We start from the raw sequence: 15,171 nt of genomic DNA, 5'->3' as shown, positions 1-15,171 counted from the left end.
TTTGCGTATCAGAGAGTGGGAACGGGATAGCTCCCTAACGCCACTAACAAAGCCGCGGCACTCGCGCCGCGACAATCCACAACTTTTTCTGCACCCGCGGCCCGCGCCATTTCATATACACGCGGGCTGGGCACGAACAACGGCAGCTGTGCCACCTCTGGCCAATCGGGGCCGGCTAACGCGTGCAGGTGTAAAAAACCCTGCCCACTGCTGACCACCAGGCCGTTCAAGCGTTCCAACTGGATGCGTTGCATCAACGCGCCCTTCTCATACACCGGAAGAAAACGCCGATACAATTCCAGGTAATCGACACTAGCACCTTGCTCGTGTAAACGCTCTGCCAGCAACTCGCGCCCGCCCTCGCCGCGCAGGATCAACACCCGTGCGCCCGGCAGTGCAATAGCCTCGCGCAAGGCGGGCAGTTCAAGCAAGGCCTCGCTGTCATCGCCCGTGGCGGGATAGTGAACGTTGAGGCCATGATCGGCCAGTATCTGGGCCGTGGCCGCGCCGACACTGAACCAGGGCATTGGCGGCACACTGTCCCCCAACCGCTGCAACGCCAGGCGCGCAGCCGGTTTGCTCACCACGATGACAGCGCAATAGCGCGGCAGCGCGCCGAACACCGCGTGTTGTTCAGCGGTCACCGGCAACGCTTCAGTCTCCAGCAAAGGCAGGCAGCTGCTGTGAACACCGCTCTGGGCTAATAACGCCGCCAGGGCCGTCGACTCCTCGGCAGGCCGTGTCAGCAGCACTCGCCATTCGGTCACTGCGGGCCGGCCTCGCCATAGACTTTTTGCAAAATGGCACCCGCGCCTTTTTCCAGCAACGCTTCGGCGACCTGAATCCCCAGGGCCGTGGCATCACGTTGCGGCCCACGCACCTCGGCGGTCAGCAGGTTACCGCCGTCCGGATCACCGACCAAGCCACGCAGCCACAGGTTCTCACCCTCGAGTACGGCATAGCAGGCGATGGGCACTTGGCAGCCACCGTTAAGGTGTTTGTTCAAGGCACGCTCGGCGGTGACGCGCACTTCGGTGTCTGCGTGATCGAGAGGTTTTAGCAGCGCGTGAATTTCGCTGTCGGCGGTGCGGCATTCAATGCCGACTGCGCCCTGCCCGCCAGCCGGCAGACTGTCTTCGACGCTGATGGCCGAGGTGATACGGTCTTCAAAGCCCAGGCGGATCAGGCCGGCAGCAGCGAGGATGATCGCGTCGTATTCGCCGGCGTCGAGCTTGGCCAGGCGCGTGTTGACGTTGCCACGCAAAAAGCGGATCTGCAGGTCGGGACGTCGCGTCAGCAACTGGGCCTGGCGGCGCAGGCTGGAGGTGCCGACGATACTGCCCAGCGGCAATTCGTCCAGGGACGCGAAGGTGTTGGAAACAAAGGCGTCGCGCGGGTCTTCGCGCTCGCAGATACAAAAAAGGCCCAGGCCTTCAGGGAAGTCCATGGGCACGTCTTTCATCGAATGCACGGCGATGTCGGCTTCGTTGTCCAGCAGCGCGGTTTCCAGTTCCTTGACGAACAGGCCCTTGCCGCCGATTTTCGACAGTGGCGAGTCCAGCAGCTTGTCGCCGCGACTGACCATGGGCACCAGGGATACCTTGAGGCCGGGATGGGCCTGCTCAAGGCGTGCTTTGACGTATTCGGCCTGCCACAAGGCCAGGGCGCTTTTACGGGTGGCGATGCGGATTTCGCGAGAGGACATGGATCAATCCGTACTGAATAGATACGGCGGATAATAACAGCTCAGGCAAATACGCTTTGATTTGAATCAGCAAGTGCGGGGCCTCCCTGGCCACGTCGCACCGGGATAAGGAATGCAGACCACGCCGCAGCCCTTGGGCTAAAGCTGCTGCATCATCTTGCGCACGCCAGCGACATGGCGTCGGCTGACGATCAACGCATCGCCATTAAGCCCCTTCAGGAATAGCTGAAAATGCCCCAGGGGCGTGCGCTGCAAGCGCTCGATGCGTTCACGGGCGACCAGCGCGTTGCGATGAATGCGCACGAAACGATCGCCAAACTCATCTTCAAGGGCCTTGAGCGGCTCATCGAGCAACACTTCACCGGTCTCGTGGCGCAAGGTCACGTACTTGTGATCGGCAATAAAGTAGACCACCTGGCCGAGTGGGATCAGTTCGATGCCCTTGCGGGTACGCGCGCTGATATGGCTGCGTGGCCCGTTACCACTTTGCGCAGCCGGTTGCGTCAAGGCAGCCAGTTGGGCGCGGCTGGGACGCTCGGCTTTTTTCAAGGCTTTGAGCAAGGCTTCGGCAGTGGCCGGCTTGACGAGAAAACTGACACCGCTGTCTTCCAGCGCCTGTGCAGAAAACTCATCCTGCGCCGCACACAACACCACGGCGGGCGGCGATTCGCGTTCGCTCAAGCGGGCGGCGACCTGCAGGCCATCAAAGCCCGGCATGCGGATATCGAGCAGCACGACGTCCGGCTTGTGGCTGTCGATCAGCGTCAACGCCTCCTCGCCGCTGGTGGCACTCGGTTCAAGGACTGTATAACCCTCGAGTTCACTGACCAAACGGCTCAGTCGCTCGCGGGCTTGGGGTTCGTCATCAACGATCAGGACATTCATATTGCGCTGGATTCCTGCGTGAGTCTCGCACAAGGATAGCGTAGACAGGTGCGGTGACTGACGTCACAGCGATCCACGCTAAGACTAGCGCGAGCGGCAAAAAGTGCCCTGAGAATGGCACCCAAATTTACCCGGACCTGTTCAATAGCGCCCAAGACCCGCTGCCTTCGGGCATCGTCGTAGGGTTCACTGATAAACAATCCGAATACCCCCCTGTTTAATGGATAGTCTGGTTATGACCGCATCACCCGACTTTGGTGCATTCACACACTATCAGTCCAACTGTAGACGCTCACTGAGGCGACATTGCTCAATCGTCAAATATCGTTTCAATAAGTACCTGCCCCCAGTCTCGTCCCGGATGCGGTCGGCGGCAAGGCACTTAGCCATCTCTTACACAAATAAAATTGCCGGCCACCCGCAGCACCGCCTCCACGGGCAACCCTGTTATGATCGCCGGCACACCTTCATGCCTCTTTTAAGCAGATCACGAGCGAATCCATGAGCACCGACAAGACCAACCAGTCCTGGGGCGGCCGCTTCAGTGAACCCGTCGACGCCTTCGTCGCGCGCTTCACCGCCTCCGTCACCTTCGATCAACGCCTGTACCGCCACGACATCATGGGCTCCATCGCCCACGCCACGATGCTGGCCAAGGTCGGCGTGCTGACCGACGCCGAGCGTGACAGCATCATCGACGGCCTGACCACCATCCGCGGTGAGATCGAGGCAGGGACGTTCGACTGGCGCGTCGACCTCGAAGACGTGCACATGAACATCGAGGCACGCCTGACCGATCGCATCGGCGTGACCGGCAAAAAATTGCACACTGGCCGTAGCCGTAACGATCAGGTCGCCACCGATATCCGCCTGTGGCTGCGCGATGAGATTGACCTGATCCTGGGCGAAATCACCCGCCTGCAAAAAGGTTTGCTGGAGCAGGCCGAGCGCGAATCGGACACCATCATGCCGGGCTTCACTCACCTGCAGACCGCACAGCCTGTGACCTTCGGCCACCACCTGCTGGCCTGGTTCGAAATGCTCAGCCGCGACTACGAGCGCCTGGTCGATTGCCGCAAGCGCGCCAACCGTATGCCGTTGGGCAGCGCTGCACTGGCCGGCACCACCTACCCGATCGACCGTGAGTACACCGCACAACTGCTGGGCTTTGACGCCGTGGGCGGCAACTCACTTGACGGCGTGTCGGACCGGGACTTCGCCATCGAATTCTGCGCCGCGGCCAGCATCGCGATGATGCACCTGTCGCGCTTCTCCGAAGAACTGGTGCTGTGGACCAGCGCGCAATTTCAGTTCATCGACCTGCCGGACCGCTTCTGCACCGGCAGCTCGATCATGCCGCAAAAGAAAAACCCCGACGTGCCAGAGCTGGTGCGTGGCAAGAGTGGCCGTGTATTCGGCGCACTGATGGGCCTGCTGACCCTGATGAAAGGCCAACCACTGGCCTACAACAAGGACAACCAGGAAGACAAAGAGCCGCTGTTCGACGCCGCCGACACCCTGCGCGACTCGCTGCGCGCCTTTGCCGACATGATCCCGGCGATCAAGCCCAAGCACGCGATCATGCGTGAGGCGGCCCTGCGTGGTTTCTCCACCGCGACCGACCTGGCGGACTACCTGGTGCGCCGTGGCCTGCCGTTCCGTGACTGCCACGAAATTGTCGGCCACGCCGTGAAGTACGGTGTGGACACCGGCAAGGACTTGGCGGAAATGAGCCTGGAAGAACTGCGCCAGTTCAGCGACCAGATCGAGCAGGATGTGTTTGCCGTGCTGACCCTGGAAGGCTCGGTGAATGCCCGTAATCATGTGGGCGGCACTGCGCCGGCACAGGTCAAGGCAGCGGTCGTGCGCGGCAAAGAATTGCTCGCCAGCCGCTAAAAGCATCGCAGGCAAGCCAGCTCCCACATTTGATTGGGTTCACACATCAAAATGTGGGAGCTGGCTTGCCCGCGATGGCGCTCTTATCAGATGCCAAAGATTTATTTCTTGGCCGCAATCATCGCCATGAACGCTGGCATCGCCGCCTGCCTGTCCGCCTCTACCTTCTGCGCGTTGGGCATCTCATTCAGGCGCGCTAACAAGGTCTTCGCCTTCGGCAACTGCGCCAGCAGGTCCAACCCAAACAGCTTCTCGCCCACACCGCAGGCCAGGTTCAAGCTGTACATGAAATACAGGTCCGCGAGGGTGAAGCTCTCCCCTGCCACATAAGGCGCGAACTTAGCGTGCCGGCCTAACGTACCGATCCCAAGCAACAGCTCGGCCCTGGACTTTTCCTTGATCGCCTCCGGCACCGTCATGCCGAAAAAAGCCTCGCCGTAACACGCCCGCGCAGGCAGCTCGATGTACAGCTCGATCTCACGGCACAGCGCCAGCACCTGTGCCCGCGCAAACGGGTCGGCGGGCAGCAGCGCAGGGCCTTCCTGGCTCTGCTCCAGGTATTCGAGGATGACGCTGGTTTCGTTGATGAACCCCTGCTTCACACCCAGCACCGGCACTTTGCCGCGGGGGCTTACCGCCAAGGCTTCGGGAGTTTGCCCAGCATAAAAAGGCACCTCTTCGAAGGGCAGTCCTTTCTCCAATAGCGCCAGCTTGACCATGTTGTAGTAGTTGCTGACCGAAAATCCGTAAAGCTTGAGCATTGCAAAGCCTCCAGGCCGGGTGTGGGGTTGGCTGCAAGAGTTATAGATCCTCGAGGCCACCCTGACCAGCAGCATCACCCACCTGAATGGGGGTAGACTGACGCCCTTTCCTTGAGGAGCCTGCCATGAGCGAGCCGACCGATATCGACAACGACGAAGAAGAATTCACCGAGACCACGCTGATCGAAGCCATCGAGAACCAGATCGAGAGCGATAACCCGCCAGCGGCCAAGGCTACGTTCAACAAACTGACCCTGGTGGGTTACGAGCGCGAAGATATCCTGAATCTGATGGCTCACGTGCTGGCGTTCGAGATCGACGCCATGCTCGAAGATGACCGCGCCTTCAATACCGAGTGGTATGAAACGGCACTGCGGGCACTGCCCGAGCTGCCACCGGAAAAGGAATAACCCCGGCACACAGCAACACGCTGGACAGTTCGGCAAAGTGCGTTCACCTTATGGCCTGCTAGCCTCTAATAAATTTTAGAAAGTCTGGAGTCCTTATGTCGTATACCCCTGAGTTGGTTGCCGAACTGGAAATCCTTGTACTATTCCCCTTGGACAGCACCAAGGAAGGCTTGAAAGTCCATCAGACTGCCGCCCCTACTGCCATCGCCGCTGCCAAGCGCCTCCATGCCAAAGGGCTGATCGACCAACCGGACGGGGGCTACCTGACGAGCCTTGGCCGGGACGCTGCCGAGCAAGCCCAAACCCTGCTGACCATCCTGACTACTGCCAACACCAAAGAAGCCGCCTGATACTTGATACCGCCCATGGAGTCCGCCGCCTGCGGATTCCGCGGGTGTTGCTGCGCGGCATACGAAATTCTGACGCCAAAAAGCCACTTCCCTCTAAAACTCCTACGCTACTGTCTGTAAACTCCTGCATGGCCGCCCGCGTCGGGCTGCGAGCCACCGAGTTCGACATGACCCGCACCCATGAAATCCGCCCCGATCTGGACGAAGGCATCGACCGTAAGGTGCTGACCCAACTGCGCGCGCGTTTCATGACCCTCAATCAAGGCCGCATGGCCCGGGCCGTCGAGGGGCTGACGCCACGCCAGCAAAGCGTGCTGGCTTTGTTGCCGCTGTTTTTCCACGTCAATCATCCGCTGTTGCCGGGCTATGTCTCCAGTAACACACCAGCCGGCCTGTCGAATTTCGAACCGGACACCCAGGCCCTGGCCGATGCCCAGCGCCTGACCCGTTCGTTCTCCTATAAACCGCGCCACGGCAACCCGCCTACGCCGATCCACGGCTTGTTCCTGATGGGCAGCCTTGGCACGCTGGCGCAGGCCGATCAAAGCGATATGGACGTGTGGGTGTGCCACGCTCCCGACCTGAGCGAGACCGAGCTGGCCGAGCTACGCAAAAAGTGCCAACTGCTGGAAACCTGGGCCTTGGGCATGGGCGCCGAGGCGCATTTCTTCCTGATCGACCCGACGCGCTTTGTGTTGGGTGATCGCGATACGCCACTGAGTTCCGACGACTGCGGCACCACCCAGCACTACCTGCTGTTGGATGAGTTCTATCGCACCGCAATCTGGCTGGCCGGGCGCACGCCCATTTGGTGGCTGGTGCCGGTCTACGAAGAAAACCGCTACGCCGAGTTTACTCACGCCCTGGTTTCCAAGCGCTTTATCCGCGCCGATGAAACCCTCGACCTCGGCCATCTGGCTCATATACCTCCGGGGGAGTTTATTGGTGCCGGGCTGTGGCAACTGTTCAAGGGCATCGAGTCGCCCTACAAGTCGGTGCTCAAGCTGCTGCTGACCGAGGTCTACGCCAGCGAACACCCGAACGTGCACTGCCTGAGCCTGCGCTTCAAACAGGCGGTGTTCAGCCATCAGGTAGACCTGGATGAGCTGGACCCGTACATCATGGTCTACCGCCGTATCGAGGAATACCTCAAGGCCCGCAACGAGCTGGAGCGCCTGGAATTGGTGCGGCGCAGCCTGTACCTGAAGGTCAACCGCAAGCTCAGCGCCGGCCAGCGCACCGCCGGTTGGCAACGGCAGCTGCTGGAACGCCTGGCGCATGAGTGGGGTTGGGACACGCGCCAACTGGCCCTGCTGGACAGCCGCAGCCAATGGAAAGTGCGCCAGGTCGCCTCCGAGCGCCGCGCTTTAGTCAATGAGTTGAACTACAGCTACCGCTTCCTCACCCAGTTCACTCGCAGCGAACACACCGCCAGCGCGGTCAATAAGCGCGAACTCAATGTACTGGGCCGCCGCTTGTACGCGGCGTTCGAGCGCAAGGCCGGCAAGGTCGAGTTCATCAACCCCGGCATCGCCCCGGACTTGGCCGAAGACACCTTGACCCTGGTGCAGTCGCCCAACCGCAAGGAGCCGGGCCAGCACCATTGGGGCCTGTATAACGGCAACCTTACTGCTCTGGAGTGGGAACACTTCGCGCCGATCAAACGCAGCCGCGACCTGCTGGAAATGCTCACCTGGTGCCATCGCAACGGCGTGATCGACAGCAGCACCCGTCTGGCGCTGCACCCCGGCACCAGCGACATGACCGAGTTCGAGCTGTTCAACCTGTTGGGCAGCCTGCAACAGACCATCGCCCTGCCCCTGGCCAGTGTCGATGAGAGCCGCTTGCTGCGCCCGGCAGTGCCGGAAGAGGTGCTGCTGCTGATCAACGTTGGGGTTGACCCACTCAAGCATCATCGCGACCTGAATATCCTGATGACCACAGAGCGCACCGACTCCCTGAGCTATGCCGGCGTGCGCGACAACCTGGTGCTGACCCTGGACCAGGTCACGCTCAACAGCTGGAACGAAGTGATGGTCAGCCGCTATGACGGCCCCCACGCCCTGCTCGACTGCCTGCGCGACTACCTCAATCAACTGCCATCGAACCATCTGCCACGCCTTCGAGTGCGTTGTTTTTGCCACAACCGGGCACAGTTCATTGCCCAACGTGTAGAAGAGGTATTCGACACCGCGCAGCATCTGCTGCTCGGCCAGGGCAATCATCGCTACCTGCTCCAGGTGCAGCAGCATTATCACGTTATGGAACTGGTACCGGGCCAGGCCACCCATGTGTCACTGCCGACCCAGGACACGCTGATCGCCTACCTCAGCGAGGAGCTGGCCAGCTACAGCCCGTGGCACCTGGACGCCATGGCCCTGGAAGACCACGACCTGGCGCTGCTGCTGCCCATGGGCCAAGCGGAGTGTGTGCAGGTGTTCTACCGCGTCAATGAAGGCTTCGCCGACGTCTACGTGCTCGACGAATTCAACGCGCTTTGGCAGCAGCACTTGCCGTTTCATGATGAGCAAAGCCTGTTGGCACCGCTGCAGCGCTTTTTGCAATCGATCCTGTACCGCCGCGAAGCGCTATCGTCCCTGGACGCCCAGCAACCCGCGGGCGAGGTACAGATCCTGTACTACCAACTGTTGCCATCGGGCAGCGGCCGTGCGCGGGGCGTTGAGCCAAGGCCGGCCCCGCAAGACCCTGCCAACAAGGCGTTTTATGACGTGCAGGCGATTATCGGCAAAGGCGCGCCAGGCCACGTAGGGATCACCCTGTATTGCAATCAGCGGGAGTTTTCCGAACTGGAATTTGGCGACCAGCTGTTTGCGGTGGTCGCCCGGGAGATCGTCGGGCAACGTCGGGAAACCGAGCGTTACCGCTGCTATATCACTGATCTGGATCTGTCGGGACTGCTCGGTGATGTGCAAAGCCCAAGCAATCTGTACCTGCGCTATAAAGCCGAACTGGAACAGTCACTCAATGCGGCCTTGAATCAGGTTTAGAGCGGGAAGGCGCCACCATCTTTGGGCTGGCCTTCGACGCTGAGCAATTCCAGCTTCAGGGTCTTGCCGCCTGGCGCCGGCCAGTCGATGTGCTGGCCCACTTGCAGGCCGAGCAATGCGCTGCCCACGGGTGCCATGATCGAGATCTTGCCTTCGTCGGCGTTCGCGTCCTTGGGGTAGACCAGCGTCAGGTGATAGTCCTTGCCGCTGCTTTGCTCACGGCAATGCACGCTGGAGTTCATGGTCACGACACCCGCAGGCACTTCATCGTGACCAACCACGTCTTCGGCGCGGTCGAGTTCGGCTTGCAACGCTTCGACGCCGGGAAACTCGTCGCCCAAGCGGTCGATCAGTTGCTCCAGACGCTGCACGTCAAGACGGGTAAGAATGATGGACGGTGCGGTGGTCATGATTCAGGCAGACTCCTTTTTTCTGCACAAAAAAGCAAAACCCCGCCAGAAAAAGGCGGGGTTCTCACGGACCTCGATGAATGGAGGTGTATCCGGACACTACCACAGCGACACAAATAAACAAGACGCCGTCAGGTGCTCGCCTTGCGCTGCTCGGCCTCGGCGCAGATCACCCGGCGCCGCGCATCGTCGGCAGAGCGCCATTCCCGGATGTCTTCCACGTGGCGGAAGCAGCCCAGGCAGACTTTCTGCTCGTCCAGGCGACACAAACTGATACAAGGTGACGGCACTGCCGGGCTGACGTTGCTGAACAGCGGCTTGGGCGGGCGTACGGTTGCAGGCTCACTCACCATCAGATCTCGTCGAAATCCAGCTCGACGCCGGTATATTCCTGGACCAGGCGCGTGAGCATCTCACCCAGCAACTCTTCACTCTTGTCGCACTGCCATTTGCCGCTTTCTTCGTCGTAGTCGAAGTGAACGCCACCGGAACGCGCCGCCAGCCACAGCTGACGCAGTGGCTCCTGGCGACTGAAGATCAATTGCTGGCCGCTCTCGAACTTGACGGTCAGCACACCGGCCGAGTTTTCCAGGTCCACGTCCAGGTCGCTGTCGTCGAAAATATCTTCCAGCTTCTCCTGGGTGGCATCCACCAGGTCGTGAAAACGGGCTTCGGTCAAACTCATTGTGGCAACCTCAAAAGTGTCTGGTTTTGCTCAAGCGCCGCACGATACGGGCGAGCTTCGCCGATTGCAAAGGATACTGATTTGATCACGGATGACGGTACGAAATATCCCCTGGCATCGTAGCCTGCTTCCCTACTGTCTCGGCAAACCCCCGCCGGACGGGTGTTGCGGCGCATAGGCAAGCTGGCGGGTGGTCGGTATACTCGGGCGCAATTAATGCATATTCAAGGATTTCGCCATGAAGCGCCTGATCTCTTCCCTTGCTGCGCTCGTCGCGGTCGCTTGCCTCGTTAGTGCCTGTGGCCAGAAAGGCCCGTTGTACCTGCCGGATGACAGCAAAGATCCAAACGAACAGGCGCAATCGTCGCAAAAGCCGTCAAAAGCCCATAAGCACGACACCTACTAAGTTAAGGGAAACTTATGGACGCTTTTAACTACCGGGACGGCGAGCTGTTCGCGGAAGGCGTGGCCTTGTCCGCGATTGCCCAGCGCTTCGGCACCCCAACCTATGTGTATTCGCGTGCGCATATCGAAGCCCAATACCGCTCGTTCACCGACGCGCTCGACGGCGTGCCGCACTTGGTGTGCTACGCAGTCAAGGCCAACTCCAACCTGGGTGTACTCAACGTCCTGGCGCGTCTTGGCGCTGGTTTTGACATCGTGTCCCGTGGCGAGCTGGAACGCGTACTGGCCGCCGGTGGCCAGGCGGACAAAATCGTCTTCTCCGGCGTCGGCAAGAGCCGCGAAGACATGCGCCGCGCCCTGGAAGTCGGCGTGCATTGCTTCAACGTCGAATCCACCGACGAGCTGGAGCGCCTGCAAGTGGTCGCGGCCGAAATGGGCGTGCGTGCGCCGATCTCCCTGCGAGTCAACCCGGACGTCGACGCCGGCACCCACCCGTACATCTCCACCGGTCTCAAAGAGAACAAGTTCGGCATTGCCATCGCCGACGCCGAGGACGTGTACATCCGCGCCGCCCAACTGCCGAACCTGGAAGTGCTGGGTGTCGACTGCCATATCGGCTCGCAACTGACCACCCTGCCACCGTTCCTGGATGCCCTCGACCGCCTGCTGGCCTTGATCGAGCGCCTGGGCGAGTGCGGCATCTACCTGCACCACATCGACCTCGGTGGTGGCGTGGGCGTGCGTTATCGCGATGAAGAGCCGCCGCTGATTGCCGACTATATCCAGGCCGTGCGCGAACGCATCGAAGGCCGCGACCTGACGCTGATGTTCGAGCCGGGCCGCTATATCGTCGCCAACGCTGGCGTGCTGCTGACCCAGGTCGAGTACCTCAAGCATACCGAGCACAAGGATTTCGCCATCGTCGATGCGGCGATGAACGACCTGATCCGCCCGGCGCTGTACCAGGCCTGGATGGATGTCACCGCCGTGACGCCGCGCACAAGCGAAGCCCGCTCCTATGACATCGTCGGGCCCATCTGCGAGACCGGCGACTTCCTGGCCAAGGATCGTGAGCTGGCGCTTGAGGAAGGTGATCTGCTGGCCGTGCATTCGGCCGGTGCTTACGGGTTTGTCATGAGTTCCAACTACAACACCCGCGGGCGTACCGCCGAGGTGCTGGTGGACGGTGATCAAGCATTTGAAGTGCGTCGCCGCGAGACGGTAGCCGAGTTGTATGCTGGCGAAAGCCTGCTGCCGGAGTAAGCCATGCTGCTGCGTTTTACCAAGATGCACGGGCTGGGTAATGATTTCATGGTCCTCGACCTGGTCAGCCAGCACGCGCACATCCTGCCCAAGCACGCCAAACAGTGGGGCGATCGCCACACCGGAATCGGTTTCGACCAGTTGCTGCTGGTCGAGGCGCCGAGCAACCCGGAGGTGGATTTCCGCTACCGGATCTTCAACTCCGACGGTTCCGAAGTGGAACAGTGCGGCAACGGCGCGCGCTGCTTTGCGCGCTTTGTGCTCGACAAACGCCTGACTGCCAAACGCCAGATTCGCGTCGAAACCAAAGGCGGCGTGATCGAACTGGACATCCGCAACGATGGCCAGATCAGCGTCAACATGGGCGCGCCGCGCCTGGTGCCGGCGGATATTCCGTTCCAGGCTACCGAGCAGGCCCTCAGTTACCCGTTGGACGTGGATGGCAAATCCGTGGAGATCGCCGCCGTGTCCATGGGCAACCCCCATGCAGTGCTGCGGGTCACCGATATCAATAACGCCCCCGTGCACGAACTGGGGCCGAAGATCGAACATCACCCGCGCTTTCCGGCAAGGGCCAATGTGGGCTTTTTGCAGGTGATCGACCGTAACCGTGCGCAATTGCGCGTATGGGAACGCGGCGTCGGCGAAACCCAGGCTTGCGGCACCGGTGCTTGCGCCGCTGCCGTGGCCGCGATCAGCCAGGGGTGGATGGATTCGCCACTGTTGATCGACCTGCCCGGCGGACGTTTGTCCATCGAATGGGCAGGCCCTGGCCACCCGGTGATGATGACCGGGCCGGCCACGCGTGTATACGAAGGACAGGTCCGTCTATGAGTGAGCCAAGCTAATGACCGATAAGCCTCAAGTACCCGCACACGCTACCCCGAGTGAAAGCCTGGAGGCCGCTGCCGTCGCGGCGTACCTTGAGGCTAATCCGGACTTCTTCGTCGAGCACGAAGAACTGCTGCCAGCCCTGCGCATCCCCCACCAGCGCGGCGATACCGTGTCGCTGGTGGAGCGGCAGATGAAGATCCTGCGCGAGCGCAATATTGAAATGCGCCACCGGCTCTCTCATCTGATGGACGTGGCCCGCGACAACGACCGCTTGTTCGACAAGACCCGCCGCCTGATTCTGACCCTGATGGATGCCACCAGCCTGGAAGAAACGGTGATCGCCGTGGAAGACAGCCTGCGTGAGGATTTCCAGGTGCCCTTCGTCAGTCTGATCCTGTTCAGCGACAACCCGATGCCGGTGGGCCGCTGGGTCACAGGTGGCGAAGCGCAGACGGCCATCGGCGGCCTGCTGTCCGAAGGCAAAACTGTCAGCGGCACCTTGCGCGAGCATGAGCTGGACTTCCTGTTTGGCGCCGAACAGCGCAAGCAGATCGGCTCTACGGCCGTTATCGCCCTCAGCCATCAAGGCTTGCACGGGGTACTGGCCATCGCCAGCCGCGACCCGGCGCACTACAAAAGCTCGGTGGGCACGCTGTTCCTGACCTATATCGCCGAAGTGCTGGGTCGCGTGCTGCCACGCCACACCACCACCTTGCGCGCGGTGCGCTGATCATGGAGCGGCAACTGGACGCTTACTGCGCTCACCTGCGCAATGAGCGCCAGGTGTCGTCTCACACGCTGGAAGCTTATCGGCGGGACTTGAACAAGGTCCTGGCCTATTGTGAAAAACAGCACGTCAGCAGTTGGACAGCCCTGGATATCCAGGCCCTGCGCAGCCTGATCGCCCGATTGCACCAGCAGGGCCAATCTTCCCGCAGCCTGTCTCGCCTGCTGTCGGCGGTGCGCGGCCTCTATCACTACCTCAATCGCGAGGGCCTGTGCGACCACGACCCGGCCAATGGCCTGTCACCGCCCAAAGGCGAACGGCGCCTGCCCAAGACCCTGGACACCGACCGCGCTCTGCAATTGCTCGACGGTGCCGTCGAGGATGACTTCCTGGCCCATCGCGACCAGGCCATCCTCGAGCTGTTCTATTCCTCGGGCCTGCGCCTGTCGGAGCTGACGGGCCTGAACCTCGATCAGTTGGACCTCGCCGATGGCCTGGTGCAAGTGCTCGGCAAAGGCAGCAAGACGCGCGTACTGCCCGTGGGCAGGAAAGCCCGCGAAGCCTTGCAGCTATGGCTGCCGCTACGCCTCTTGACCAACCCGGCAGACGACGCCGTGTTTGTCAGCCAGCAAGGCCGGCGCCTGGGGCCACGGGCGATTCAGCTGCGGGTCAAGGCTGCCGGCGAGCGCGAGCTGGGGCAGAATCTGCACCCGCACATGTTGCGTCATTCCTTTGCCAGCCACCTGCTCGAATCCTCCCAGGACCTGCGCGCCGTGCAGGAGCTGCTCGGGCACTCGGATATCAAGACCACGCAAATCTACACCCACCTCGACTTCCAGCACCTGGCAACGGTGTACGACAGCGCCCATCCACGGGCCAAACGCATCAAGGGCGGCGACTCATGAGTATCAAGCTGATCACCTTCGACCTGGACGACACCCTCTGGGACAACGTACCCGTCATCATCAGCGCCGAAGCCTCAATGCGCGAATGGCTGGCAGCCAACGCCGCCAAGGTGGGCGATCTGCCCCTGGATCATTTCGCCAGCCTGCGCCAGCAGGTGCTGCAGCGTCATCCAGAACTCAAACACCGTATCAGCCTGCTGCGTCATCGCGTGTTGATGCATGCATTCGAGGAGGCCGGTTATCCCCAGCCTGAGGCCACAGAGATGGCGGATGTCTGCTTCGAAGCGTTCATCCAGGCACGCCACCAACTCACGGTGTTCCCGGAAGCCGAGCCGATGCTCAAGGCGCTGCGCCAGCACTTCCTGCTCGGCGTGATCACTAATGGCAATGCCGATGTGCAGCGTGTGGGCCTGGCGGACTACTTTCACTTTGCCCTGCGCGCTGAAGATATCGGCATCGCCAAGCCGGATGCACGGCTGTTTCATGAAGCACTGCAACGTGGCGGTGTGGACGCCAGCGCGGCGGTGCATGTGGGCGATCATCCTGGGGATGACATCGCCGGCGCGCAACAGGCGGGACTGCGGGCGGTGTGGTTCAACCCCACGGGCAAGGCCTGGGAGGGTGACAAGCGCCCGGATGCGCAGATTCGCAGCCTGACGGAGTTGCCGAGCTTGCTGAGTCGCTGGAGTTAATACTGACTCAAAATGTGGGAGCTGGCTTGCCTGCGATAGCGGTGGGCCAATCAACACAGGGCTCGCAGATACACCGCTATCGCAGGCAAGCCAGCTCCCACATTTGATGTATGTTGACCTGAGAGATTTAACTCCATGTCCAGTCCTGAAATAGGTTTACACCCTGTTTCAGTCTCAAAACGCCCGATGCACCGCATCGGGCGTTTTGTATTTCAGGGACAGGTGTGGCCGTTCC

The 15,171-nt window shown here is 61.1% G+C and carries 17 protein-coding genes; 10 read left to right on the top strand and 7 right to left on the bottom strand.

Features of this window, described 5'->3' with window-relative positions:
* Positions 1-8: 8 nt before the first annotated feature.
* The 3 genes from CER19_RS12125 to CER19_RS12115 form a co-directional block, all read right to left on the bottom strand.
* Positions 9-767, bottom strand: a complete 759-nt coding sequence (locus CER19_RS12125) for a uroporphyrinogen-III synthase (RefSeq protein WP_116666590.1) — start codon at positions 765-767, stop codon at positions 9-11.
* Complete coding sequence (hemC, locus tag CER19_RS12120; protein WP_003195391.1) at positions 764-1,705, bottom strand: hydroxymethylbilane synthase; 942 nt, start codon at positions 1,703-1,705, stop codon at positions 764-766. The genes CER19_RS12125 and hemC overlap by 4 nt, the downstream gene beginning before the upstream one ends.
* A 138-nt stretch (positions 1,706-1,843) precedes the next feature.
* Positions 1,844-2,590, bottom strand: coding sequence for a LytTR family DNA-binding domain-containing protein (locus CER19_RS12115; protein WP_116666589.1), 747 nt, complete (start codon positions 2,588-2,590; stop codon positions 1,844-1,846).
* A gap of 501 nt (positions 2,591-3,091) precedes the next feature.
* Here CER19_RS12115 and argH point away from each other — a divergent pair.
* Positions 3,092-4,486: an argininosuccinate lyase gene (argH, locus tag CER19_RS12110; protein ID WP_003195396.1), complete on the top strand. Its 1,395-nt coding sequence runs from the start codon at positions 3,092-3,094 to the stop codon at positions 4,484-4,486.
* A gap of 101 nt (positions 4,487-4,587) precedes the next feature.
* Here argH and CER19_RS12105 read toward each other — a convergent pair whose 3' ends face one another.
* Positions 4,588-5,247, bottom strand: a complete 660-nt coding sequence (locus CER19_RS12105) for a glutathione S-transferase family protein (RefSeq protein ID WP_034134046.1) — start codon at positions 5,245-5,247, stop codon at positions 4,588-4,590.
* 125 nt (positions 5,248-5,372) lie between these two features.
* Between CER19_RS12105 and CER19_RS12100 the strand changes: the two genes are divergently transcribed.
* The 3 genes from CER19_RS12100 to CER19_RS12090 all read left to right on the top strand — a co-directional run bounded on the left by CER19_RS12100 (position 5,373) and on the right by CER19_RS12090 (position 9,015).
* Complete coding sequence (locus CER19_RS12100; protein WP_014720450.1) at positions 5,373-5,657, top strand: hypothetical protein; 285 nt, start codon at positions 5,373-5,375, stop codon at positions 5,655-5,657.
* 95 nt (positions 5,658-5,752) lie between these two features.
* Positions 5,753-6,007 (top strand): TIGR02647 family protein, encoded by a 255-nt coding sequence (locus tag CER19_RS12095; RefSeq protein ID WP_014720451.1) that lies wholly within the window; start codon positions 5,753-5,755, stop codon positions 6,005-6,007.
* 167 nt (positions 6,008-6,174) lie between these two features.
* Complete coding sequence (locus CER19_RS12090) at positions 6,175-9,015, top strand: class I adenylate cyclase (RefSeq protein ID WP_116666659.1); 2,841 nt, start codon at positions 6,175-6,177, stop codon at positions 9,013-9,015.
* Here the strand turns inward: CER19_RS12090 and rnk are convergent.
* The 3 genes from rnk to cyaY all read right to left on the bottom strand — a co-directional run bounded on the left by rnk (position 9,012) and on the right by cyaY (position 10,110).
* Positions 9,012-9,425, bottom strand: a complete 414-nt coding sequence (rnk, locus tag CER19_RS12085; protein WP_116666588.1) for a nucleoside diphosphate kinase regulator — start codon at positions 9,423-9,425, stop codon at positions 9,012-9,014. The genes CER19_RS12090 and rnk overlap by 4 nt on opposite strands.
* A 131-nt stretch (positions 9,426-9,556) precedes the next feature.
* Positions 9,557-9,775, bottom strand: coding sequence for a DUF1289 domain-containing protein (locus tag CER19_RS12080; RefSeq protein ID WP_032897694.1), 219 nt, complete (start codon positions 9,773-9,775; stop codon positions 9,557-9,559).
* Positions 9,776-9,777: 2 nt separating this feature from the next.
* Positions 9,778-10,110, bottom strand: a complete 333-nt coding sequence (gene cyaY / locus CER19_RS12075) for an iron donor protein CyaY (protein ID WP_017526850.1) — start codon at positions 10,108-10,110, stop codon at positions 9,778-9,780.
* Between the two features lie 238 nt (positions 10,111-10,348).
* Between cyaY and CER19_RS12070 the strand changes: the two genes are divergently transcribed.
* From CER19_RS12070 to CER19_RS12045, 6 genes are read left to right on the top strand one after another with little or no spacing between them, the layout of a single operon-like run.
* On the top strand, positions 10,349-10,516 hold the full coding sequence (locus tag CER19_RS12070; protein WP_003195417.1) for a lipoprotein: 168 nt from the start codon (positions 10,349-10,351) through the stop codon (positions 10,514-10,516).
* Positions 10,517-10,530: 14 nt separating this feature from the next.
* A complete protein-coding gene (lysA, locus tag CER19_RS12065; RefSeq protein ID WP_116666587.1) occupies positions 10,531-11,778 on the top strand; it encodes a diaminopimelate decarboxylase in 1,248 nt (415 codons plus the stop codon).
* A 3-nt stretch (positions 11,779-11,781) separates the two neighbouring features.
* Positions 11,782-12,612, top strand: a complete 831-nt coding sequence (dapF, locus tag CER19_RS12060) for a diaminopimelate epimerase (RefSeq protein WP_116666586.1) — start codon at positions 11,782-11,784, stop codon at positions 12,610-12,612.
* A 13-nt stretch (positions 12,613-12,625) separates the two neighbouring features.
* Positions 12,626-13,342 carry a DUF484 family protein gene (locus CER19_RS12055; RefSeq protein WP_014720458.1) on the top strand — a complete coding sequence of 239 codons (717 nt, stop codon included), beginning with the start codon at positions 12,626-12,628 and terminating at the stop codon, positions 13,340-13,342.
* Positions 13,343-13,344: 2 nt separating this feature from the next.
* The gene (gene xerC / locus CER19_RS12050) at positions 13,345-14,244 is read left to right on the top strand and encodes a tyrosine recombinase XerC (RefSeq protein WP_116666585.1); all 900 of its coding nucleotides are present in this window, start codon (positions 13,345-13,347) and stop codon (positions 14,242-14,244) included.
* Positions 14,241-14,936 (top strand): HAD family hydrolase, encoded by a 696-nt coding sequence (locus CER19_RS12045; RefSeq protein ID WP_116666584.1) that lies wholly within the window; start codon positions 14,241-14,243, stop codon positions 14,934-14,936. The genes xerC and CER19_RS12045 overlap by 4 nt, the downstream gene beginning before the upstream one ends.
* The last annotated feature ends 235 nt before the right edge of the window (positions 14,937-15,171 follow it).

Source organism: Pseudomonas sp. GL93 (genome assembly GCF_003408955.1).
Lineage (GTDB): Bacteria > Pseudomonadota > Gammaproteobacteria > Pseudomonadales > Pseudomonadaceae > Aquipseudomonas > Aquipseudomonas paracarnis.
This window is presented reverse-complemented; position numbering and strand designations above follow the sequence as displayed.

Coding starts and splice junctions, on each gene's coding strand:
- hemC (WP_003195391.1), bottom strand. CDS start 1,705: ATGTCCTCTCGCGAAATCCGCATCGCCACCCGTAAAAGCGCCCTGGCC.
- CER19_RS12115 (WP_116666589.1), bottom strand. CDS start 2,590: ATGAATGTCCTGATCGTTGATGACGAACCCCAAGCCCGCGAGCGACTG.
- argH (WP_003195396.1), top strand. CDS start 3,092: ATGAGCACCGACAAGACCAACCAGTCCTGGGGCGGCCGCTTCAGTGAA.
- CER19_RS12105 (WP_034134046.1), bottom strand. CDS start 5,247: ATGCTCAAGCTTTACGGATTTTCGGTCAGCAACTACTACAACATGGTC.
- CER19_RS12100 (WP_014720450.1), top strand. CDS start 5,373: ATGAGCGAGCCGACCGATATCGACAACGACGAAGAAGAATTCACCGAG.
- CER19_RS12095 (WP_014720451.1), top strand. CDS start 5,753: ATGTCGTATACCCCTGAGTTGGTTGCCGAACTGGAAATCCTTGTACTA.
- CER19_RS12090 (WP_116666659.1), top strand. CDS start 6,175: ATGACCCGCACCCATGAAATCCGCCCCGATCTGGACGAAGGCATCGAC.
- rnk (WP_116666588.1), bottom strand. CDS start 9,425: ATGACCACCGCACCGTCCATCATTCTTACCCGTCTTGACGTGCAGCGT.
- cyaY (WP_017526850.1), bottom strand. CDS start 10,110: ATGAGTTTGACCGAAGCCCGTTTTCACGACCTGGTGGATGCCACCCAG.
- CER19_RS12070 (WP_003195417.1), top strand. CDS start 10,349: ATGAAGCGCCTGATCTCTTCCCTTGCTGCGCTCGTCGCGGTCGCTTGC.
- lysA (WP_116666587.1), top strand. CDS start 10,531: ATGGACGCTTTTAACTACCGGGACGGCGAGCTGTTCGCGGAAGGCGTG.
- dapF (WP_116666586.1), top strand. CDS start 11,782: ATGCTGCTGCGTTTTACCAAGATGCACGGGCTGGGTAATGATTTCATG.
- CER19_RS12055 (WP_014720458.1), top strand. CDS start 12,626: ATGACCGATAAGCCTCAAGTACCCGCACACGCTACCCCGAGTGAAAGC.
- xerC (WP_116666585.1), top strand. CDS start 13,345: ATGGAGCGGCAACTGGACGCTTACTGCGCTCACCTGCGCAATGAGCGC.
- CER19_RS12045 (WP_116666584.1), top strand. CDS start 14,241: ATGAGTATCAAGCTGATCACCTTCGACCTGGACGACACCCTCTGGGAC.